Source organism: Citrobacter sp. ABFQG (assembly GCF_004322975.1).
GTDB lineage: Bacteria > Pseudomonadota > Gammaproteobacteria > Enterobacterales > Enterobacteriaceae > Citrobacter > Citrobacter freundii.
Map to the genome: position 1 here is coordinate 526394 of NZ_CP036435.1, position 20932 is coordinate 547325.

A 20932-nucleotide genomic window follows, 5' to 3' on the forward strand; every position below is an offset into this window, starting at 1 on the left:
CAGATCCTATTTTGAGAATCTCATCAGACCATCTCAAGCTTTAGCGTAAGAACTCGGATTATTCCAGCGAGCTACGTTCGCAAAATATCGGTCAGACTTTTTTTAATGGACACAGAGGAACTGATGCAGCCCAAAATTTTCTGGATTGATAACCTGCGCGGGATAGCCTGTTTAATGGTCGTGATGATCCACACCACGACCTGGTACATCACCAATGCGCAAAGCGTCAGCCCGTTGAATTGGGATCTGGCTAACGTGCTCAATTCAGCCTCTCGCATCAGCGTCCCGCTGTTCTTTATGATTTCGGGCTATCTGTTTTTTGGTGAGCGTAGCGCCAAACCGCGCCATTTCCTGCGCATCGCGCTCTGCATTTTGTTTTACAGCAGCGTGGCGCTGGCCTATATCCTGCTGTTTACCTCGATCAACGCTGAGCTGTCGCTGAAGAACCTGCTGCAAAAGCCGGTGTTCTATCATCTGTGGTTTTTCTTCGCGATCGCCGTCATCTACCTGGTTTCTCCGCTGATACAGGTGAAAAATATCAGCGGCAAGATGCTGCTGGCGTTGATGGTGGTGATAGGCGTGATTGCCAATCCCAATACCGTCTCGCAAAAAATTGGCGGTTTTGAATGGCTACCCATTAACCTGTACATCAGCGGCGACACCTTCTATTACATCCTGTACGGCATGCTGGGCCGGGCGATTGGCATGATGGATACGCAAAAGCGCGCGCTCAGCTGGCTCTGTGCGGCGTTATTCATTACCGCAGTATTTATTATTTCTCGTGGCACATTGCATGAACTGCGCTGGCGAGGCAATTTTGCCGACACCTGGTACCTCTACTGCGGCCCTGCGGTATTTATTTGCGCCGTCTCACTCCTGACGCTGGTCAAAAATACGCTCAGCACACGTACTCTGCCGCTACTGGGCCTTATTTCTCGCCATTCATTGGGCATTTATGGTTTTCATGCGCTGATCATTCACGCACTACGAACCAACGGAATTGAACTCAAAAACTGGCCACCGCTGGATATGCTGTGGATTTTCAGCGCCACGCTGGCAGGCAGTTTACTGTTGTCCATACTGTTGCAGCGCATCGATACGCGCAGGCTGGTGAGTTAACCCCCCATATTTTGCAGACGTAGCAACAAAACTTGCCCCAGTAAACATATGATGAATGCCACCGGATACAGCCCTTTTTCGAGGGGCGATAACGGGGCGTTCCAGACGCCCACCAGCAGCAACCCTATCGTGATGAGTGTGACCATTTGACATACAGAGGCGAAGCGTTCGTCGCTCTGATTGAGATTCACTGCACGCTGATAAACATATGTCACAAACATTCCCGTCATTAGCACGCCCAGAAAATAGCCTTTGCCGCTCAATAACGGGCATGCCTGCCATAAGCCAATAACGTAAATCAGTGCGCCAGACAGGAATAATATCCATGGCAACAGCCTTGTCGTCTTCATTGGGATCTCCTTATCCATCATGGATACAATATGAATAACCCGCTAAAGACAACACAGAAAAATGGCACTACGCCGGACTTTCAGAATAAATCCATGCGTACTAACTATTTATTGGATTGAAATATACATTTGATAAATCCCCTCTGTTTACCAGAGGGGAACGAGGATCAGGACATCAGCGGTTGCAACTGCTGGTAGATTCGGCGGAAGGTTTCCCGACGTTGTTGGTAAAGCGCGTGGCGCCCGGCGTCAGGATAATGCGCTTGTTCCAGCGTAAGCTGAGGCAGAAGGTCTGATAAAGGCCGCTGCGGATTCATGGCAATTTGCGCCAGTCGCGCCGCACCAAGTGCAGGGCCGACATCACCGCCGGTACGATAATCCAGCTGCAATCCGCTGATGTCAGATAGCATCTGACGCCAGTATTCACTGCGCGCCCCGCCGCCAATCAACGTAATGCTGACGGGCTGCACGCCGCAGGCATGTACCACGTCCATACCGTCAGCCAGCGCAAACCCCACACCTTCCAGCACCGCCTGCGCCAGTTCTGCCGGACCATGCTGATGCGTCAGACCGAAAAATACGCCCTTGGCCTGCGGATTGTTATGCGGCGTACGTTCACCGGAAAGATAAGGTAAAAACCAGACCGGCTCCGCGTGTTCATCGGCCTGTTGCGCAGCGTCAATCAATGCAGGAACGCTCGCCAGTCCGGTTAATTTTGCCGCCCAGTCCAGACACGATGCCGCACTTAACATCACAGACATCAGATGCCATCGCTCAGGCAAAGCATGGCAAAAACTGTGAACCGCACTTTCCGGTTTGCTAAGGAAACCATCACTCACCGCAAAATAGACACCGGATGTCCCCAGCGAAAGCATCGCCTGACCGGCATTCATCATGCCTACGCCAACCGCCCCCGCCGCGTTATCACCACCTCCGGCAACAACCGCAACCTCCTGCATTCCCCAGGCTTTAGCGACATCTGGCAACAAGGTTCCGGTAATCTCGCTGCCTTCATAGAGCGCAGGCATATGTGCGCGAGTCAGTTTACAAGCAGCCAGCATGACATCGCTCCAGTCACGCTTCGCGACATCCAGCCACATTGTCCCTGCCGCATCAGACATATCGCTGGCAAAATCACCGGTCATGCGCAAACGCAGGTAATCTTTCGGCAGCAGGACTTTATCAATCTGGTTGAACATTTCCGGCTCATGGCGTTGCACCCACAGCAGTTTTGGCGCGGTAAAGCCAGGCATCATCAGGTTGCCGGTGATCGCACGAGACTGCGGAACCTGATTCTCCAGCATCACGCACTCTTCACCACAGCGACCATCGTTCCACAGAATAGCCGGACGCAATACCTTCTGTTGCTCATCCAGTAGCGTCGCGCCGTGCATCTGTCCGGCAATCCCCAACGCTTTCACCTCGCGAAGCGAATGCTGCTGACCCAGCGCTTTCAAAGCCCGATCCGTTGCCGACCACCACTGCTCAGGGTCTTGTTCAGACCATAACGGATGCGGGCGCGAGACGGTGAGTTTCTCCGTGTGCGAAGCGACCACATCCCCCTGCTCGTTGAGCAGGATGGCCTTTACGCCTGATGTGCCAAGATCTATCCCGATATACATAAGGCATCGTTCCTTAAAGAAAGGCCCGGTAGCGCGAGCTGACCGGGCTTACGGACGTTCTCAGAAACCCGTTATTTGTCGAACAAATAATGGTTCACCAGATTTTCCAGCAATTCCTGATGACCGCTCTGGTGCACCGGCGCCAGGTTATGTTGTTCAGCGTACTGCGCAATTTCCGTCAGCGTCATCTGCCCTTTCAGAATTTGCTGGCCCAGCTCACCATTCCAACCGGCATAACGTTTTGCCACGCGCTGATCCAGACCACCGTCTTCAATCATACGGGCCGCAATTTTCAACGACAGTGCCATGGTATCCATCGCACCAATATGACCATAGAACAGATCATATTTATCGGTACTCTGACGACGCACTTTGGCATCGAAGTTCAGGCCACCGGTGGTGAAACCGCCCGCTTTCAGGATTTCGTACATCACCAGCGCGTTCTCTTCTACGCTGTTCGGGAACTGATCAGTGTCCCAGCCCAGCTGCGCGTCACCACGGTTGGCATCAACAGAGCCAAACAGACCCAGCGCGATAGCGGTGGCGATTTCGTGATGGAACGAGTGGCCCGCCAGCGTGGCATGGTTAGCTTCGATATTCAGTTTGATCTCTTTTTCCAGACCGAACTGCTTGAGGAAGCCGTAGACGGTCGCCGCATCGTAGTCGTACTGGTGCTTGGTCGGTTCCTGCGGTTTCGGCTCGATAAGCAAAGTGCCCTGGAAACCGGTTTTGTGTTTGTGTTCCACCACCAGTTGCATGAAGCGACCAATTTGCTCACGTTCCTGACGCAGATCGGTATTCAGCAGCGTCTCATAGCCTTCACGACCACCCCACAGAACGTAGTTTTCACCGCCTAACTTGTGCGTGGCATCCATGGCCGTAACCACCTGCGTGGCGGCCCAGCTGAACACTTCTGGATCCGGGTTTGTTGCCGCACCCGCACCGTAGCGTGGGTTGGTAAAGCAGTTTGCTGTTCCCCACAGCAGCTTCACGCCGCTCTGTTCCTGTTTTGCCGCCAGCACATCAACCATCTGCGCAAAGTTGTTTTTGTACTCTTTCAGTGAAGCCCCTTCAGGCGAGACATCCACATCATGGAAGCAGTAGTAAGGCACGTTCAGCTTGTGGAAGAACTCAAATGCCACGTCCGCTTTGCGTTTCGCCAGCGCCAGTGCTTCACCAGGCTGCTGCCACGGACGATCGAAAGCGCCCATACCGAACATATCCGCACCGTTCCAGCAGAAGGTATGCCAGTAGCAGGCAGCAAAACGCAGATGATCTTCCATACGTTTGCCCAACACGATTTCGTCAGGATTGTAATGGCGAAATGCGAGCGGGTTGGTGGATTGAGTACCTTCAAAACGAACACGATCGAGTTGGTCAAAATAAGCCGGCATAATAAGCTCCATAATCAGGTAATACGGTAAGTAAACTGCGATATGGCTATACTGGAATTTCCTGATTTATTGCTCAATTACGTTATTTCACACCGCTATTAAGAGAATACCCAAACGTGCGCTGGCTCCCAAAAAAACACGCTGAAAAACGAAATAAAAAAGCGATCGCGATCGAAGGTTAGCCATTAAACAAAAAACCGTAATGCGCAGATGAAAAATGACAATTGTCATCCCGCTGACAGTATGTAAATTTTGCCTGGCCTCAGGCAATCAGGAAATTTGTCACGCTTCATCAAGCAGTCGTACCGGCGGTTTTGCTAGTATCGACAGGCCCACGTTAACCTTTCCAGGACAGGTTCTTATGTTTGATAAACGTCACCGCATCACTCTGTTATTCAATGCCAATAAAGCCTATGACCGTCAGGTGGTAGAAGGAGTGGGTGAATATTTACAGGCATCGCAATCCGAGTGGGATATATTCATTGAGGAAGATTTCCGCGCCCGTATCGATAATATTAAAGACTGGCTAGGCGATGGCGTTATTGCCGATTATGACGATGATGACATTGCGCAATTACTTGCCGATGTCGATGTTCCGATCATCGGCGTTGGGGGTTCCTACCATCGGGAGCAAGATTATCCCCCGGTACATTACATTGCTACCGACAACCACGCGCTGGTAGAAAGCGCTTTTCTGCATCTGAAAGAGAAAGGGGTTAACCGTTTTGCGTTTTACGGCCTGCCTTCCTCAAGCGGTAAACGCTGGGCCGCAGAACGTGAATATGCCTTTTGCCAGTTGGTGGCTAAAGAAAAGTACCGAGGCGTAGTCTACCAGGGGCTGGAAACTGCGCCGGAAAACTGGCAGCACGCGCAAAATCGTCTGGCAGACTGGCTACAAACGTTGCCGCCGCAAACCGGCATTATCGCGGTCACCGACGCGCGGGCACGACACGTCCTGCAGGTCTGCGAGCACCTACATATCCCGGTACCGGAAAAGCTATGCGTGATAGGAATAGATAACGAAGAACTGACCCGTTACTTATCACGGGTAGCGCTGTCATCCGTGGCTCAGGGAGCCCGGCAGATGGGCTACCAGGCCGCAAAACTTCTGCACCGCTTGCTGGCGAATGAGGCGCTGCCGCTGCAACGCATTCTGGTTCCTCCGGTGCGCGTGGTTGAGCGGCGCTCAACCGATTACCGCTCCTTGACCGATCCTGCCGTCATTCAGGCGATGCACTTTATCCGCAATCATGCCTGCAAAGGGATTAAGGTTGAGCAAGTTCTTGATTCAGTAGGGATTTCACGTTCAAATCTGGAGAAGCGTTTTAAAGAAGAGGTCGGAGAGACTATCCACGCCGTGATTCATGCCGAAAAGCTGGAAAAAGCGCGCAGTCTGTTGATTTCTACCACGCTTTCAATCAACGAAATTTCACAGATGTGCGGCTATCCGTCTCTGCAGTATTTCTATTCGGTCTTCAAGAAAGAGTACGACACGACGCCAAAAGAGTATCGCGAGGTGAACAGCGAAGTGTTGCTGTGAGGATTATTGCCGGATACGGCGAAGCCGCCATCCGGCACACAGAATTACATATGCGCGGCGATTAAACGCTGGTTATCCTGATACATTGCGAACAGATAGTTGTTGTAGCTCTGTCCTTTAGTGGAATAACCCTTCAGCTTATGGATCATCGCGGTAGCGGTGACTTCCTGATCGGCTTTACGCAGCTGCGCACGTGATTTACGGAAAGAAGAGTAAGCCGGGTGCGTGTTCAGGTTGATGACGTAAGCATTCACCGACTCTTTCACCGATTCAAACTGTGAGTAGCCTTTCACCTTACCAGGGGCATTGTTACAACGACCTTTGCCACATTTCATGCCAAACAGGTTGTTGTTGCTACGCGCCAGCTTCGACGTACCCCAGCCGCTTTCGGCCGCAGCCATGGTTGCCACCATGCTCGTCGGGATAATGTCTACGCGCTCAAGCAGCGTATTCCACGGAATTTTACGCGTGTTGCCAGACCAGCTCACCTTGTAGCGCTTCGCGATGTCTTTCATACGCGTACGCTCAGTCGGTGACCAGCGGTTCTGGTACTGTTTTGAAATCAGCCAGTTACGGTCCGCAGTAATGGCAGCATTTTGACTGGTAATATAAGGCATAACCGTCCGGAGAAACGCTTTTTTCCTTGGTGTTCCGGAAGGGTATTTTCGCAAATCAGGAAGTGAACTACTCTTTGCACTATTGCGAGAATACTCTTGTTTACTGCTAACCTGTTTATTACTTGCCTTGGTTATCTGGGGCTTGTGACTCGTTGTCGCCGTGTGTGTCTTTGCCAGCACCTCACCCGAAAATGCAACGGTGAGTAACATAAGAATCATTGCCCCATATCGTCGAATGGGAGTCAATATCATTAGGTCTCCTGGTCGGATTTATACATTCCAACACCTTATATTTTTCACAAAAATGAGAGATGAATCTCAAATCATATCAAAAATAGCCGTCAAGAGCACCCAAAGGAATAGTCCAATTCTGAAACTATGTCACGCATTAACAGTTCAGGGTGCCATTAATTCGAAGAAAATGTGGAGGTTATCGCAAAATTAGTTCATTTTTTGAACGCGATCGCTCACCCTCACTTCTCCTCCTGGCGGAATCGACTCAAAGGATGAGTTTCCAGCCTGATTTCACTGGCAAACTGGCGAAAACAGCAGCACCAAGGACAGCATTATGAAACTTGCCGCCGTTGCGCTGGCGCTCATGCCCGGCATTGCCATCGCCTCATCATGGACTTCTCAGGGACTCCCCAACTTCGAAGCGGAAGGTACGGGTAAATTCGTCAGCCATGCAGCGTTGACGAAGGGTACTCGTCCTTTAATCCTGAATTTTGACCAACAGTGCTGGCAGCCTGCTGATGCGATAAAACTCAACCAGATGCTATCGCTAAAACCGTGTGAAGGCGCGCCGCCGCAGTGGCGTTTATTCAAAGACGGCGATTACACGCTGGAAGTCGATACCCGCTCCGGAACGCCAACGTTGATGCTCTCGGTAAAAAGCGCCGCAGACCCTGTCACGACCCAGATTCGCCAGTGCCCGAAATGGGATGGTTCGCCGTTAACACTGGATGTGAGCCAGACCTTTCCGGAAGGTGCCGTGGTGCGCGATTACTACAGCAAACAAACGGCAACGGTAAAGAATGGGTCGATTACCCTACAGCCTGCCGCAGCCAGTAACGGGCTGTTGCTGCTGGAACGGGCAGAAACCGATGCCCCGGCTGCTTTCGACTGGCATAACGCTACGGTGTATTTCGTTCTGACGGATCGCTTTGTAAATGGTGACCCAGGCAACGACCACAGCTACGGACGTCGCAACGACGGCATGCAGGAAATTGGCACTTTCCACGGTGGCGATTTGCGCGGACTCACCAGTAAACTCGACTACCTGCAACAGTTGGGCGTCAACGCCTTGTGGATCAGCGCACCGTTTGAGCAAATTCACGGTTGGGTCGGCGGTGGCACCAAAGGCGATTTCCCCCACTACGCTTATCACGGCTATTACACTCAGGACTGGACCACGCTCGATGCGAATATGGGTAATGAAGCTGACCTGCGTGCCCTGGTTGAGGGTGCGCACCAGCGCGGCATTCGTATCCTGTTCGATGTCGTCATGAATCATACCGGCTACGCCACGCTGGCGGATATGCAGGAGTATCAGTTTGGAGCGCTGTACTTGTCGGGCGATGAACTGAAAAACACGCTCGGTGAACGCTGGACGGACTGGAAGCCAGCCGCCGGGCAAAGCTGGCACAGCTTTAATGATTACATCAACTTCAGCGATAAAGCAGGTTGGGAAAAATGGTGGGGGAAAAACTGGATCCGTACCGATATTGGCGATTACGACAATCCTGGCTTTGACGACCTGACCATGTCACTGGCCTTCCTGCCCGATCTGAAAACCGAATCCACCACACCTTCCGGGCTGCCAAACTTTTATCAGCATAAGCCAGATACGCACGCTAAAGCTATCGCCGGTTACACGCCCCGCGATTATCTGACGCACTGGCTCAGCCAGTGGGTGCGTGATTACGGGATTGACGGCTTTCGGGTTGATACCGCCAAACACGTCGAGCTTCCCGCCTGGCAGCAATTAAAAACACAGGCCAGCGCAGCGCTGGCTGAATGGAAGAAAGCCAACCCGGATAAAGCGCTGGATGATAAACCTTTCTGGATGACCGGCGAGGCCTGGGGTCACGGCGTAATGCAAAGCGACTATTACCGTCACGGCTTTGATGCGATGATCAATTTCGACTACCAGGAGCAGGCGGCAAAGGCCGTCGATTGTCTGGCAAATATGGATGTCACCTGGCAACAAATGGCTGAAAAACTGCAGGATTTCAACGTCATGAGCTATCTCTCCTCGCACGATACGCGTCTGTTTCGCGAAGGTGGAGACAAAGCCGCCGAGCTATTGCTGCTGGCGCCTGGCGCGGTACAACTCTTTTACGGCGACGAGTCGGCCAGACCCTTTGGACCAACAGGTTCAGACCCATTGCAGGGCACGCGCTCAGAAATGAACTGGCAGGATGTGAGCGGGAAATCTGCCGCCAGCGTCGCACACTGGCAGCGCATCAGTCAGTTCCGAGCCAGACATCCCGCCATCGGCGCCGGTAAACAGACTACGCTTACCCTGAAGCAGGGATACGGATTTATCCGCGAGCATGGCGACGATAAGGTGATGGTGGTGTGGGCCGGCCAGCCCTGATCCCAACAGGCTTCCCGCTGTGCATACGGCGGGAAGCTCAACACAAAATAAAAAACCAGCCAGGCAAACATCTGCAGCACAAAACATCAATCCGGTCCGCTTCCCCTGATTTGCACCCTGCCATGGGTAGCGCTATGGTTAGCCACTTTACTACTCAGTTCGACAGACCCCCTGCTATGACATTCTCACTTTTTGGCGACAAATTTACCCGCCATTCAGGCATCACCCGCCTGATGGAGGACCTCAACGACGGTTTACGCACCCCAGGCGCCATCATGCTCGGCGGTGGTAATCCGGCGCAAATTCCAGAGATGCAAAATTACTTCCAGTCTCTGCTGACAGATATGCTGGCAAACGGCAAAGCCACTGATGCGCTTTGCAATTATGACGGTCCGCAAGGGAAAACCGAGCTCCTGTCTGAGTTGGCGAAACTGCTACGTGAGAAGCAGGGATGGGATATCGAGCCACAAAATATTGCACTGACAAATGGCAGTCAGAGCGCGTTTTTCTACTTATTCAATCTGTTCGCCGGACGCCGCGCTGACGGAACAACGCAAAAAGTGTTATTCCCATTAGCCCCGGAATACATTGGCTATGCCGATTCCGGGCTAGAAGAAGATCTTTTCGTCTCCGCACGTCCGAACATCGAACTGTTACCGGAAGGCCAGTTTAAGTATCACGTTGATTTTGAACACCTGCACATCGGTGAAGAGACAGGGATGATCTGCGTGTCACGCCCCACTAACCCGACAGGCAACGTGATCACAGACGACGAGCTGATGAAGCTGGACCGGCTGGCCAACCAGCATGGGATCCCGCTGGTGATTGATAACGCCTATGGCGTACCATTCCCTGGCATCATCTTTAGCGAAGCGCGTCCGCTGTGGAACCCCAACATTGTGCTGTGCATGAGCCTTTCCAAACTGGGTCTGCCAGGTTCCCGCTGCGGCATCATTATCGCCAATGAAAAAATCATCACTGCGATTACCAATATGAACGGCATCATCAGTCTTGCTCCTGGCGGGATGGGACCGGCGATGATGTGCGAGATGATTAAACGTAACGATCTACTGCGCCTGTCCGAAACGGTAATTAAACCGTTTTACTATCAGCGCGTTCAGGAGACGATTGCGATTATTCGCCGCTACTTGTCAGAAGATCGCTGCCTTATCCATAAACCAGAGGGCGCAATTTTTCTTTGGCTGTGGTTCAAAGATTTGCCCATCACGACTGAACTGCTGTATCAGCGCCTGAAAGCGCGCGGCGTACTGATGGTTCCCGGTGATTACTTCTTCCCGGGGCTGGATAAACCCTGGCCGCATACCCATCAGTGCATGCGGATGAACTACGTGCCAGAACCAGAGAAAATCGAAGCTGGTGTGAAGATTCTGGCTGAAGAGATCGAACGCGCCTGGCTGGAAGGCTAACGCAAACCCGACCCAAGTGCGGGTCGGGCTCACTTCATAGCGGTTGTGAACGCAGACGCTGTCGCTGAATACTGACGGCATCAATACACTGCAACGCGCTGGTCGGGCAGGCTTCTACACACGCTGGCCCCGTCTCACGATGCCAGCACAAATCGCATTTTATCGCCTGCACCCGCGACGAACGGGCAACGACATTCATTGCCCCAAACGGGCAAGCCAGCATACAGCTTTTACAACCAATACAACGTGTCTGTTCAACGAAGATATGCCCATGTTCACGACGAATGGCGTGCGTTGGGCAAACATTCGCACAGGGAGCGTCTTCGCATTGATGGCAGGCGACCGCCGTTGTAAAGGCGTCATCTTTGATTACCCGAATCCGCGGTATAAACGCAGAAGAAGAGACCGACGCACAGTCCTGGTTTTGCTGGTGCGCGACGACGCAGGCAACTTCGCAGGTACGACACCCAATACATTTTGCCGCATCCGCCATAATAAACGCGTTCATTGTCCCCTCCCTCTGCGTGAAAACCACAGAGTGCCAGAGAGGTCGCCCTTGTCGCTTTGATCGGACAGGGGAAACGGTTAAATATTGTCAGGTGCCTGAATAACTATGGATCTCTGCCTAATCGCGAACGCTAAAACCCAGCTCATTTGAAATCGCCTGCGCGGTTTCCCGTAGTGGCTTGAGTAGATTTTTTTCCCCTATCTGCTTAAGTCGCGAGGTAGAGAGTGAAATTGACACCGCGTACGGCACCCGACCATGAATATCAAACACCGGCACGGCAATACAGGAAACGCCCAGTTCGTTCTCTTCCCGATCCATCGCCATACTGCTTTCGCGGATCTGCGCCAATTCGTCGTACATCGCCGGTAAACCGGTAATGGTATTGCGGGTCAGGGGCTGAATAAGATCCTGATGGCTCTCCCAGTAGGCTTCCACATAATCCGCATGCCCAAACGCCATGTAAATTTTACCCATCGCCGAGCAATACAGCGGCATATGTTGGCCGATATAAGCGCGGGTACGCAGCATGCCCGTCGTCGGTTCCAGCTTATAAATCAGAATCGCGTGGTCATCTTCACGGCTTGAGAAGTTGATGGTTTCACCGGTGGCGATATTCAGCGCTTCGAGGTGCGGCGCAGCAACATGGATGATGTTCAGTGACGACAACGCCTTCTGACCCACGGCAATAAATTTGGTGGTCAGGCGATAACTCCCTGCCGCTGGCGCGGGGGTGACATACCCACAGGATTGCAGCCCTTGCAGCAGTCGATGCACAGTACTTTTGTTCAGCCCTGCCAGTTCAGACAAATGCGCCAACGGGCAACCATTCGGATAGTTACTCAGAATCTCAATCAACATCAAACCACGGAACAGGCTCTGACTTCCGGCTGGCCTCTCTTTGTCTTGCGTCATTTCACTCTCTTTTGTGCCCATCGCTTCCGCTCCCCTTTTCGTCGCGCTCTGATGGTAGCGCAAAGTGTGTTTCAGTTCACGATCTGAACCGAAAAAACACAACTATTTGATTTTGATGATTTTAAAAAATAGACCACCCCGTTGATCTGTCAAAATTTGATCGCTATATTTGAAATCAGATTTCGCATAGTGAAATTTAGAGATAAAAAAGCGATCAAATTTAAACAAGGAAACAGGAATGAAAGTCACTTTTGAGCAGTTGAAAGATGCGTTCAATCGGGTACTGCTGGCACGCGGTATCGCCGTTGAAACCGCCGATGCCTGTGCCGAAATGTTTGCGCGCACCACCGAGTCCGGCGTGTATTCGCACGGCGTGAATCGTTTTCCTCGTTTTATTCAGCAATTAGATAACGGCGACATCATTCCTGAGGCCAAACCGCAACGCATTACTAGCCTGGGAGCGATTGAACAATGGGATGCCCAGCGTTCGATCGGAAATCTGACGGCGAAAAAGATGATGGACAGAGCCATTGAGCTGGCCTCCGATCACGGTATTGGCCTGGTCGCACTGCGTAACGCCAACCACTGGATGCGCGGCGGCAGCTATGGCTGGCAGGCGGCGGAGAAAGGTTACATCGGTATCTGCTGGACTAACTCGATTGCCGTCATGCCGCCGTGGGGTTCGAAAGAGTGCCGCATTGGTACTAACCCGTTGATCGTCGCGATCCCCTCATCGCCAATCACCATGGTTGATATGTCGATGTCGATGTTCTCCTACGGCATGCTGGAAGTGAATCGCCTGGCCGGTCGCGAACTGCCGGTAGATGGTGGCTTTGATGATGAAGGCAATCTCACTAAAGAGCCGGGCGTTATCGAAAAAAACCGCCGCATTTTGCCAATGGGTTACTGGAAAGGTTCAGGTCTGTCGATTGTGCTGGATATGATCGCCACTCTGCTTTCAGACGGTTCTTCCGTGGCCGAGGTCACCCAGGACAACAGCGATGAATATGGCGTTTCACAGATTTTCATCGCCATTGAAGTAGACAAGCTGATCGATGGCGCCACCCGTGATGCCAAGCTACAGCGGATTATGGATTTCATCACCTCCGCCGAACGCGCCGATGAAAATACACCTGTCCGCCTGCCGGGCCACGAGTTTACAAAGCTGCTGGAAGAAAACCGCCGCAACGGTATCACCGTTGATGACAGCGTCTGGGCCAAAATTCAGGCGTTGTAAGGAGTCAGAGTATGATCTTTGGACATATCGCTCAGCCTAACCCATGTCGTTTACCCGCGGCGATTGAAAGGGCACTCGACTTTCTGCGCAGCACAGACTTCCGCAATATGGAACCGGGCGTGGTAGAAATCGACGGTAAAAATATCTTCGCGCAGGTTATCGATTTAACCACGCGTGACGTTGCCGAAAATCGCCCGGAGGTGCATCGCCGCTACCTGGATATTCAATTTCTGGCCTGGGGCGAAGAGAAAATCGGGATCGCGATTGATACCGGGAATAACCAAATCAGCGAATCGTTATTAGAACAGCGCGATATTATTTTTTATCACGCCAGCGAACATGAATCTTTCATTGAAATGATTCCGGGAAGCTACGCCATATTTTTCCCGCAGGATGTTCACCGTCCTGCATGTCATAAAACTGTCGCCACGGCGATCCGCAAAATAGTTGTGAAGGTTGCTATTTCAGTTTTATAAAAGGAGTACAACATGAGCGTTAATAATGCCGGTTATATTATCGGTGCGTACCCCTGTGCACCCTCATTTCACCAAAAGAGTGAAGAGGAAGAGAAGGAATTCTGGCGACAGCTCGCCGACACTCCCGATATTCGCGGTCTGGAGCAGCCCTGCCTTGAACATCTTCACCCGTTAGGCGACGAATGGTTATTACGTCATACGCCGGGCGACTGGCAAATCGTGGTCACCGCCATTATGGAAACCATGCGCCGTCGCGGCGCAAACAGCGCTTTTGGGCTGGCCTCCAGCGACGAAGAACAGCGTAAAGCCTGCGTGGCGTATTACCGTCATCTGCAGCAGAAAATCAACCATATCAATACGGCACACGCCGGAAAAGTGATTGCGCTGGAACTGCATGCCGCCCCCAATGCCAGCAACCCAAATGTTGCACAAGCCACCGACGCGTTTGCCCGTTCGCTGAAAGAAATTACCTCCTGGGACTGGTCCTGCGATCTGGTGCTGGAACATTGCGACGCCATGACCGGCATTGCGCCGCGCAAAGGCTTTCTGCCGTTAGACAATGTGCTGGAGGTCATTGCCGGGTATGACATCAGCGTGTGCATTAACTGGGCGCGATCGACCATTGAAGGGCAGAATCCCGCCCTGGCGCTGGACCACACGCAGCAGGCCAAACGGGCTGGAAAACTGGGCGCGCTGATGTTCTCCGGTACCACGCTTGCGGGGGAATACGGCGAGTGGCAGGACTTACACGCGCCGTTTGCCCCATTCTGCCCACAAAGCCTGATGACCACCGACCATGCCCGCGAATTATTCGCCTGCGCAGAAGCCGAACCACTGCAATTTGCCGGTATTAAATTGCTGGAAATAAACGCCAATGCAGATGTGAACCATCGCGTAGCAATATTGCGCGACGGTATCGCCGCATTAAATAAAGCAAAACTATAAAAATAAAATACTACTCTACGAGAATATTAATATGAACATGACCTCTCGCCCTACACTCAAAGATATACCCCGTCAGCGCTGGCTGCGGATTATTCCACCTATTCTCATCGCCTGTATTATTTCTTATATGGACCGCGTCAATATCGCTTTCGCGATGCCGGGCGGAATGGATGAGGAATTAGGTATTTCCGCCACCATGGCAGGACTGGCTGGCGGTATTTTCTTTATCGGTTATCTGTTTTTACAGGTTCCCGGCGGAAAAATTGCCGTTCACGGCAGCGGCAAGAAATTTATCGGCTGGTCGCTGGTTGCCTGGGCGGTTATTTCCGTCCTCACGGGGTTAATCACTAATCAGTACCAACTGCTGGTTCTGCGCTTTTTACTCGGCGTTGCCGAAGGCGGCATGCTGCCGGTGGTGCTGACGATGATCAGTAACTGGTTCCCCGACGCCGAGCGTGGTCGCGCCAATGCGATTGTGATTATGTTTGTGCCGATTGCCGGGATCATTACCGCCCCGCTCTCGGGCTGGATTATCACCGTTCTCGACTGGCGCTGGCTGTTCATCATTGAAGGTTTGCTTTCCGTCGTTGTACTGGTGTTGTGGGCCTATACCGTTTACGACCGTCCGCAGGAGGCGCGCTGGATCTCTGAGGCCGAGAAAAATTACCTGGTCGAAACGCTGGCCGCCGAGCAAAAAGCCATTGCCGGAACGGAAGTCAAAAATGCCTCTCTGGGCGCGGTGCTTTCCGATAAAACCATGTGGCAGCTCATCGCGCTGAACTTCTTCTATCAGACCGGGATTTACGGTTACACCCTGTGGCTGCCGACCATCCTCAAAGAGTTGACGCACAGCAGTATGGGACAGGTCGGTATGCTCGCCATTCTGCCGTACGTCGGGGCCATTGCCGGGATGTTCCTGTTCTCTTCTCTCTCTGACCGCACCGGCAAACGCAAGCTGTTCGTCTGCCTGCCGTTGATTGGCTTTGCCCTGTGCATGTTCCTTTCCGTGGCGCTGAAAAATAACGTCTGGCTGGCTTATACCGCGCTGGTCGGCTGCGGCTTCTTCCTGCAATCGGCAGCGGGCGTGTTCTGGACCATTCCGGCGCGTTTGTTCAGTGCGGAAATGGCCGGTGGCGCGCGTGGAGTCATCAACGCGCTGGGCAACCTCGGCGGCTTCTGCGGTCCTTATGCGGTCGGCGTACTCATCACCCTGTATAGCAAAGATGCGGGGGTTTACTGCCTGGCTATCTCACTGGCTCTGGCCGCGCTGATGGCGCTGCTGCTGCCAGCCAAATGCGACGCCGGTGCCACTCCGCTAAAGACACTGAATCCACATAAACGTACAGCGTAAAACAATGCCCGGTGGCGCTTCGCTTACCGGGCCTACAGGTAGCAACCGTCCCAGGCCGGATAAGCGCAGTGCCATCCGGCAAAAATGAGATAACAAGATGAGTGAGAAAGAGACCTTCTGGCTGGGTATTGATTGTGGCGGTACGTATCTGAAAGCCGGGTTGTATGACGCCAAAGGTCATGAACATGGCATTAACCGGCAATCGTTGCAGACCGCATCGCCATTGCCCGGTTACGCCGAACGCGATATGCACCAGTTGTGGCAACAGTGTGTAGCCACGATCGCCGGGCTGTTAGCGCGCACCGGCGTCTGCGGCGATCAAATCAAAGGCGTCGGTATTTCCGCTCAGGGCAAAGGCCTGTTCCTTCTCGATAAGCAGGATAAACCGCTGGGCAATGCCATCCTCTCTTCCGACCGCCGGGCGATGGATATCGTTCAGCGCTGGCAGCAGGATGGGATCCCTGAGCAGCTCTACCCGGTAACCCGCCAGACATTGTGGACCGGGCATCCGGCATCATTGCTGCGCTGGGTGAAAGAGAATCAACCTCACCGTTACGCGCAAATTGGCTGCGTCATGATGGGCCATGACTATCTGCGCTGGTGCTTAACCGGCATCAAAGGCTGTGAAGAGAGCAATATCTCCGAGTCGAACCTCTACAACATGACTTCGGGTCAGTACGACTCGCGCCTGACCCAGTGGCTGGGCATCAGTGAGATCGACAATGCGCTACCGCCGATTGTCGGCTCAGCAGAAATATGCGGGGAAATCACCGCTCAGACAGCCGCCATAACCGGTCTGGCGGCGGGCACGCCCGTCGTCGGCGGACTGTTTGATGTGGTTTCCACCGCACTCTGCGCCGGTATCGAAGATGAATACACCCTCAACGCGGTGATGGGTACCTGGGCCGTCACCAGCGGGATCGCTCACGGTCTGCGCGACCACGAGGCCCATCCCTATGTTTATGGGCGCTATGTCAACGACGGGCAGTACATCGTTCACGAAGCTAGCCCGACCTCTTCCGGCAATCTGGAATGGTTTACCGCCCAGTGGGGCGAACTCTCTTTTGCTGAGATCAATCAGGCCGTCGCCAGCTTACCGAAAGCCGGTAGCGAGCTTTTCTTCCTGCCCTTTTTGTACGGCAGCAACGCCGGGCTGGAGATGACCAGCGGCTTTTATGGCATGCAGGCAATACACACTCGCGCCCACTTATTACAGGCCATCTACGAAGGCGTGGTTTTTAGCCACATGACCCACCTCAACCGCATGCGCGAACGTTTTACGAAGGCGCATACCCTGCGCGTCACCGGCGGTCCGGCGCACTCCGACATCTGGATGCAAATGCTGGCAGACGTCAGCGGTTTACGTATCGAATTGCCACAGATTGAAGAGACCGGTTGCTTTGGCGCTGCGCTCGCCGCCCGCGTCGGCACCGGCGTTTATTCCAACTTCAGCGACGCCCAGCGCAGCCTACAGCACCCGGTGCGCACGCTATTGCCGGACGCCGCCGCGCAGTCGAGCTACCAGCGTAAATACCGCCAATACCTGGATTTAATTACCGCACTACAGGGCTACCACGCCCGCATTAAGGAGCACGAATGATGAGTCGACCATTACTGCAACTGGCGCTCGACCACACCAGCCTTGAAGCCGCACAACGCGACGTCGCGCTGCTACAAGAGAACGTCGATATCGTTGAAGCGGGGACGATTCTCTGCTTAACCGAAGGGCTGAGCGCCGTGAAAGCACTGCGTGCCCAGTGCCCGAATAAAATCATCGTCGCCGACTGGAAAGTGGCCGATGCGGGCGAAACCCTCGCGCAGCAAGCCTTTGGAGCAGGTGCAAACTGGATGACCATTATCTGTGCTGCGCCGCTGGCGACGGTAGAGAAAGGTCATGGCATCGCGCAGTCCTGCGGCGGCGAAATTCAGATGGAGCTGTTCGGCAACTGGACGCTGGATGATGCCCGCGACTGGTATCGCGTTGGTGTTCGCCAGGCGATTTACCATCGTGGCCGCGATGCTCAGGCCAGCGGACAACAGTGGGGAGAAGCAGACCTGGCGCGCATGAAGGCGCTTTCTGATATTGGTCTGGAACTGTCGATTACCGGTGGGATCACGCCCGCCGATCTGCCGTTGTTTCGCGAAATTAACGTCAAAGCTTTTATTGCCGGGCGCGCGCTGGCGGGAGCGCAAAACCCAGCGCAGGTTGCTGGCGAATTCCATGCGCAAATCGACGCCATCTGGGGAACACTGCATGCGTAATCATCCATTAGGTATCTATGAAAAAGCGCTGGCGAAAGACCTCTCCTGGCCGGAACGGCTGGTGCTGGCAAAAAGCTGCGGTTTTGATTTCGTCGAGATGTCGGTGGATGAAACCGATGAACGTCTGTCGCGTCTCGACTGGAGTCCGGCTCAGCGCGCATCGCTGGTGAGCGCGATGCTGGAAACCGGCGTGGCGATCCCATCAATGTGCTTGTCCGCCCACCGTCGTTTTCCCTTTGGCAGCCGCGATGAAGCCGTGCGTGAGCGGGCGCGAGAAATAATGAGCAAAGCCATTCGTCTGGCGCGCGATCTGGGTATCCGCACTATTCAACTGGCTGGTTACGACGTCTATTACGAAGAACATGACGCAGGAACGCAGCAGCGCTTTGCCGAAGGGCTGGCATGGGCAGTCGAGCAAGCAGCTGCCGCGCAGGTGATGCTGGCGGTAGAAATCATGGATACCGCGTTTATGAACTCGATCAGCAAGTGGAAAAAGTGGGATGAAATGCTGTCATCGCCGTGGTTCACCGTTTATCCGGACGTGGGCAACCTCAGCGCCTGGGGGAATGACGTCACTGCCGAATTGACGCTGGGCATTGACCGCATCGCTGCTATCCATCTGAAAGACACGCTGCCGGTAACCGAAACTCATCCGGGCCAGTTTCGCGATGTGCCGTTTGGCGAAGGGTGCGTGGACTTTGTTGGCATCTTCAAAACGCTGCATCAGCTGAACTATCGCGGGTCGTTTCTGATTGAAATGTGGACTGAAAAAGCGAAGGAGCCGGTACTGGAAATTATCCAGGCACGGCGCTGGATAGAAGCACGCATGCAGGAAGGAGGATTTCCATGTTAGAACAACTGAAAGCCGAGGTGCTGGCGGCAAACCTGGCGCTCCCGGCTCATGGCTTAGTCACCTTTACCTGGGGCAACGTCAGCGCAGTGGATGAAACACGTAAACTGATGGTGATTAAGCCATCCGGCGTGGAATATGAGGTGATGACCGCCGACGACATGGTGGTAGTGGATATTGCCAGCGGCAACGTAGTGGAAGGCAACAAAAAACCGTCGTCCGACACGCCAACCCATCTGGCGCTGTATCGTCGTTATCCACAGATCGGCGGGATCGTCCATACCCATTCTCGCCACGCGACAATCTGGTCGCAGGCGGGTCTGGATCTCCCTGCATGGGGCACCACGCATGCCGATTATTTCTATGGTTCTATTCCGTGTACGCGTCTAATGACCGCTGAAGAGATCAACGGCGAATATGAATATCAAACCGGAGAGGTGATCATTCAGACCTTCGAGCAGCGCGATCTCAATCCGCTGCAGGTTCCGGCGGTATTGGTGCACTCCCACGGACCGTTCGCCTGGGGTAAAGACGCCGCAGACGCGGTGCATAACGCTGTGGTGCTCGAAGAGTGCGCCTACATGGGGTTGTTCTCTCGCCAGTTAGCCCCGCAGTTGCCGGATATGCAGTCTGAGTTGCTGGATAAACATTATCTGCGCAAACACGGGGCGAATGCGTATTACGGACAATAACGGGTCAGGCGCTATTGATATGTTCTTTGCAATAGCGCCGTTTCCACGCCGCGGGCGTCAGGCTGGTGTGCTTGTGGAATATTTTGCGAAAATAACCCACATCATTAAATCCACATTTCATCGCCACCTCGGTTAGCGACAGCGAATCGCTGATTAACAGTTTTTCTGCCGCCCTTACCCGCTGACGGTGCAACGCTTCGGTTAGCGTCAGCCGGAAAGCGCCACGGAAAACGCGCCCCAGATAATCCGCATTGCAATGCAACTCTTTCGCCAACGTTGAGGCGGAAATCGGCAGGTGGAACCGGGTGTGAATGATTTGCTGCGCTTTCCAGGCCAACGCATTCCCGGGGCTGTCGACAGGTTGCTCGCTGGCGGCTGCGGATATTTGCTGCAAAATCAGCAGCAGGATCAGTTCCAGCGCCATGCTGCGATGAATATTTTCCTGCTCGCGTAAGAACTGGCGAAACAGCGAAATAATATATTGGGGCTCGCCCACCCGGGTATGTTGAGGGATAGCAAGTAACGGTTCCGTTATTGATGCGTCGTTTTCTGCCGTCACCTCAAAATGCAGCCAGTAAAATTTCAAATCAGCCGGAAATTGCCCAACGCCAATATGCAAGCGCTGCGGCCACAGCAGCAAACTTTCTCCGGCATTCACGCAAAAAACTGTCTGGCCTTCGCGAATCGTTAATGTCCCTTTTTCAACAAAGATAATTTCCCAGGATTGCAATCGTCGCGCAGGATGACTGCCCACGCCCCGGGAAATAAATAGCCCACCATTTTGCACTTTAATCGGAAGAGACATGGATAATTCGAGCATATATATTCAAATTCCCGCTTTCTACATTATTTAAACCGATCTTTATCATTGATTATTCACGATAAACCTGCTTTCCGCCGGATCGAAATCACATTTTTATAATGAAGTCGGAATTGTCATCTTTTTATACTTTTCTCTTCCCTTGTTGACCCAAACATTTCGTGCAGAATAAATAACGTATTTTGCAAATTACAAACAAATAACCCGCAAC

The 20932-nt window shown here is 53.2% G+C and carries 19 protein-coding genes; 12 read left to right on the plus strand and 7 right to left on the minus strand.

Annotation, left to right across the window (positions count from 1 at the left end; all coding sequences use genetic code 11):
- Positions 1-123: 123 nt before the first annotated feature.
- Entirely contained in the window at positions 124-1119 is a 996-nt protein-coding gene (locus tag WN16_RS02650) for an acyltransferase (RefSeq protein ID WP_044700501.1), read from the plus strand.
- On the opposite strand, the gene yiaB is transcribed toward WN16_RS02650, so the two are convergent.
- From yiaB to xylA, 3 genes are all read right to left on the minus strand, one after another.
- Positions 1116-1469, minus strand: coding sequence for an inner membrane protein YiaB (gene yiaB / locus WN16_RS02655; protein WP_003844581.1), 354 nt, complete (start codon positions 1467-1469; stop codon positions 1116-1118). The genes WN16_RS02650 and yiaB overlap by 4 nt on opposite strands.
- Positions 1470-1636: 167 nt before the next feature.
- Positions 1637-3091 carry a xylulokinase gene (xylB, locus tag WN16_RS02660; protein ID WP_044700405.1) on the minus strand — a complete coding sequence of 485 codons (1455 nt, stop codon included), beginning with the start codon at positions 3089-3091 and terminating at the stop codon, positions 1637-1639.
- A gap of 71 nt (positions 3092-3162) precedes the next feature.
- Complete coding sequence (xylA, locus tag WN16_RS02665; RefSeq protein WP_003024252.1) at positions 3163-4485, minus strand: xylose isomerase; 1323 nt, start codon at positions 4483-4485, stop codon at positions 3163-3165.
- 361 nt (positions 4486-4846) lie between these two features.
- Between xylA and xylR the strand changes: the two genes are divergently transcribed.
- Positions 4847-6025 (plus strand): D-xylose utilization transcriptional activator XylR, encoded by a 1179-nt coding sequence (gene xylR / locus WN16_RS02670; RefSeq protein WP_044700406.1) that lies wholly within the window; start codon positions 4847-4849, stop codon positions 6023-6025.
- A 44-nt stretch (positions 6026-6069) separates the two neighbouring features.
- Here xylR and WN16_RS02675 read toward each other — a convergent pair whose 3' ends face one another.
- Entirely contained in the window at positions 6070-6894 is an 825-nt protein-coding gene (locus WN16_RS02675; RefSeq protein WP_003024247.1) for a protein bax, read from the minus strand.
- A 316-nt stretch (positions 6895-7210) separates the two neighbouring features.
- Here WN16_RS02675 and malS point away from each other — a divergent pair, with 316 nt between their 5' ends.
- Positions 7211-9241 (plus strand): alpha-amylase, encoded by a 2031-nt coding sequence (gene malS, locus WN16_RS02680; protein WP_044700409.1) that lies wholly within the window; start codon positions 7211-7213, stop codon positions 9239-9241.
- A gap of 134 nt (positions 9242-9375) precedes the next feature.
- Positions 9376-10668 (plus strand): valine--pyruvate transaminase, encoded by a 1293-nt coding sequence (gene avtA, locus WN16_RS02690; RefSeq protein ID WP_003827361.1) that lies wholly within the window; start codon positions 9376-9378, stop codon positions 10666-10668.
- Between the two features lie 34 nt (positions 10669-10702).
- Here the strand turns inward: avtA and WN16_RS02695 are convergent, their stop codons facing one another.
- Together WN16_RS02695 and yiaJ are read right to left on the minus strand one after the other, a co-directional pair.
- A complete protein-coding gene (locus WN16_RS02695; RefSeq protein ID WP_044700411.1) occupies positions 10703-11176 on the minus strand; it encodes a 4Fe-4S dicluster domain-containing protein in 474 nt (157 codons plus the stop codon).
- Positions 11177-11293: 117 nt separating this feature from the next.
- Entirely contained in the window at positions 11294-12109 is an 816-nt protein-coding gene (gene yiaJ / locus WN16_RS02700) for an IclR family transcriptional regulator YiaJ (protein WP_044700413.1), read from the minus strand.
- A 217-nt stretch (positions 12110-12326) separates the two neighbouring features.
- Between yiaJ and yiaK the strand changes: the two genes are divergently transcribed.
- The 8 genes from yiaK to araD all read left to right on the plus strand — a co-directional run bounded on the left by yiaK (position 12327) and on the right by araD (position 19901).
- Positions 12327-13325 (plus strand): 3-dehydro-L-gulonate 2-dehydrogenase, encoded by a 999-nt coding sequence (yiaK, locus tag WN16_RS02705; protein ID WP_003024235.1) that lies wholly within the window; start codon positions 12327-12329, stop codon positions 13323-13325.
- Positions 13326-13336: 11 nt separating this feature from the next.
- Positions 13337-13801 (plus strand): YhcH/YjgK/YiaL family protein, encoded by a 465-nt coding sequence (locus WN16_RS02710; RefSeq protein WP_044700416.1) that lies wholly within the window; start codon positions 13337-13339, stop codon positions 13799-13801.
- A 12-nt stretch (positions 13802-13813) separates the two neighbouring features.
- The gene (locus tag WN16_RS02715; protein ID WP_003024231.1) at positions 13814-14746 is read left to right on the plus strand and encodes a DUF4862 family protein; all 933 of its coding nucleotides are present in this window, start codon (positions 13814-13816) and stop codon (positions 14744-14746) included.
- 31 nt (positions 14747-14777) lie between these two features.
- Entirely contained in the window at positions 14778-16097 is a 1320-nt protein-coding gene (locus WN16_RS02720; protein ID WP_044700417.1) for an MFS transporter, read from the plus strand.
- Between the two features lie 97 nt (positions 16098-16194).
- On the plus strand, positions 16195-17697 hold the full coding sequence (locus tag WN16_RS02725; RefSeq protein WP_044700420.1) for an FGGY-family carbohydrate kinase: 1503 nt from the start codon (positions 16195-16197) through the stop codon (positions 17695-17697).
- Entirely contained in the window at positions 17697-18359 is a 663-nt protein-coding gene (ulaD, locus tag WN16_RS02730) for a 3-keto-L-gulonate-6-phosphate decarboxylase UlaD (RefSeq protein ID WP_044700504.1), read from the plus strand. The genes WN16_RS02725 and ulaD overlap by 1 nt, the downstream gene beginning before the upstream one ends.
- Positions 18352-19212, plus strand: a complete 861-nt coding sequence (locus WN16_RS02735; RefSeq protein ID WP_003024218.1) for an L-ribulose-5-phosphate 3-epimerase — start codon at positions 18352-18354, stop codon at positions 19210-19212. The genes ulaD and WN16_RS02735 overlap by 8 nt, the downstream gene beginning before the upstream one ends.
- The gene (araD, locus tag WN16_RS02740; protein ID WP_003024215.1) at positions 19206-19901 is read left to right on the plus strand and encodes an L-ribulose-5-phosphate 4-epimerase; all 696 of its coding nucleotides are present in this window, start codon (positions 19206-19208) and stop codon (positions 19899-19901) included. The genes WN16_RS02735 and araD overlap by 7 nt, the downstream gene beginning before the upstream one ends.
- 4 nt (positions 19902-19905) lie before the next feature.
- Here the strand turns inward: araD and WN16_RS02745 are convergent, their stop codons facing one another.
- Complete coding sequence (locus tag WN16_RS02745) at positions 19906-20721, minus strand: helix-turn-helix domain-containing protein (RefSeq protein WP_003844563.1); 816 nt, start codon at positions 20719-20721, stop codon at positions 19906-19908.
- Positions 20722-20932 lie beyond the last annotated feature (211 nt).

What these genes read in the sequence shown, in the direction of transcription:
- WN16_RS02720 (WP_044700417.1), top strand. Translation starts at nt 14,778, where the DNA reads ATGAACATGACCTCTCGCCCTACACTCAAAGATATACCCCGTCAGCGC.
- yiaB (WP_003844581.1), bottom strand. Translation starts at nt 1,469, where the DNA reads ATGAAGACGACAAGGCTGTTGCCATGGATATTATTCCTGTCTGGCGCA.
- yiaK (WP_003024235.1), top strand. Translation starts at nt 12,327, where the DNA reads ATGAAAGTCACTTTTGAGCAGTTGAAAGATGCGTTCAATCGGGTACTG.
- avtA (WP_003827361.1), top strand. Translation starts at nt 9,376, where the DNA reads ATGGTTAGCCACTTTACTACTCAGTTCGACAGACCCCCTGCTATGACA.
- WN16_RS02745 (WP_003844563.1), bottom strand. Translation starts at nt 20,721, where the DNA reads ATGCTCGAATTATCCATGTCTCTTCCGATTAAAGTGCAAAATGGTGGG.
- WN16_RS02715 (WP_003024231.1), top strand. Translation starts at nt 13,814, where the DNA reads ATGAGCGTTAATAATGCCGGTTATATTATCGGTGCGTACCCCTGTGCA.
- araD (WP_003024215.1), top strand. Translation starts at nt 19,206, where the DNA reads ATGTTAGAACAACTGAAAGCCGAGGTGCTGGCGGCAAACCTGGCGCTC.
- xylA (WP_003024252.1), bottom strand. Translation starts at nt 4,485, where the DNA reads ATGCCGGCTTATTTTGACCAACTCGATCGTGTTCGTTTTGAAGGTACT.
- WN16_RS02675 (WP_003024247.1), bottom strand. Translation starts at nt 6,894, where the DNA reads ATGATATTGACTCCCATTCGACGATATGGGGCAATGATTCTTATGTTA.
- yiaJ (WP_044700413.1), bottom strand. Translation starts at nt 12,109, where the DNA reads ATGGGCACAAAAGAGAGTGAAATGACGCAAGACAAAGAGAGGCCAGCC.
- WN16_RS02650 (WP_044700501.1), top strand. Translation starts at nt 124, where the DNA reads ATGCAGCCCAAAATTTTCTGGATTGATAACCTGCGCGGGATAGCCTGT.
- WN16_RS02725 (WP_044700420.1), top strand. Translation starts at nt 16,195, where the DNA reads ATGAGTGAGAAAGAGACCTTCTGGCTGGGTATTGATTGTGGCGGTACG.
- WN16_RS02695 (WP_044700411.1), bottom strand. Translation starts at nt 11,176, where the DNA reads ATGAACGCGTTTATTATGGCGGATGCGGCAAAATGTATTGGGTGTCGT.
- WN16_RS02735 (WP_003024218.1), top strand. Translation starts at nt 18,352, where the DNA reads ATGCGTAATCATCCATTAGGTATCTATGAAAAAGCGCTGGCGAAAGAC.
- xylR (WP_044700406.1), top strand. Translation starts at nt 4,847, where the DNA reads ATGTTTGATAAACGTCACCGCATCACTCTGTTATTCAATGCCAATAAA.
- WN16_RS02710 (WP_044700416.1), top strand. Translation starts at nt 13,337, where the DNA reads ATGATCTTTGGACATATCGCTCAGCCTAACCCATGTCGTTTACCCGCG.
- ulaD (WP_044700504.1), top strand. Translation starts at nt 17,697, where the DNA reads ATGAGTCGACCATTACTGCAACTGGCGCTCGACCACACCAGCCTTGAA.
- xylB (WP_044700405.1), bottom strand. Translation starts at nt 3,091, where the DNA reads ATGTATATCGGGATAGATCTTGGCACATCAGGCGTAAAGGCCATCCTG.
- malS (WP_044700409.1), top strand. Translation starts at nt 7,211, where the DNA reads ATGAAACTTGCCGCCGTTGCGCTGGCGCTCATGCCCGGCATTGCCATC.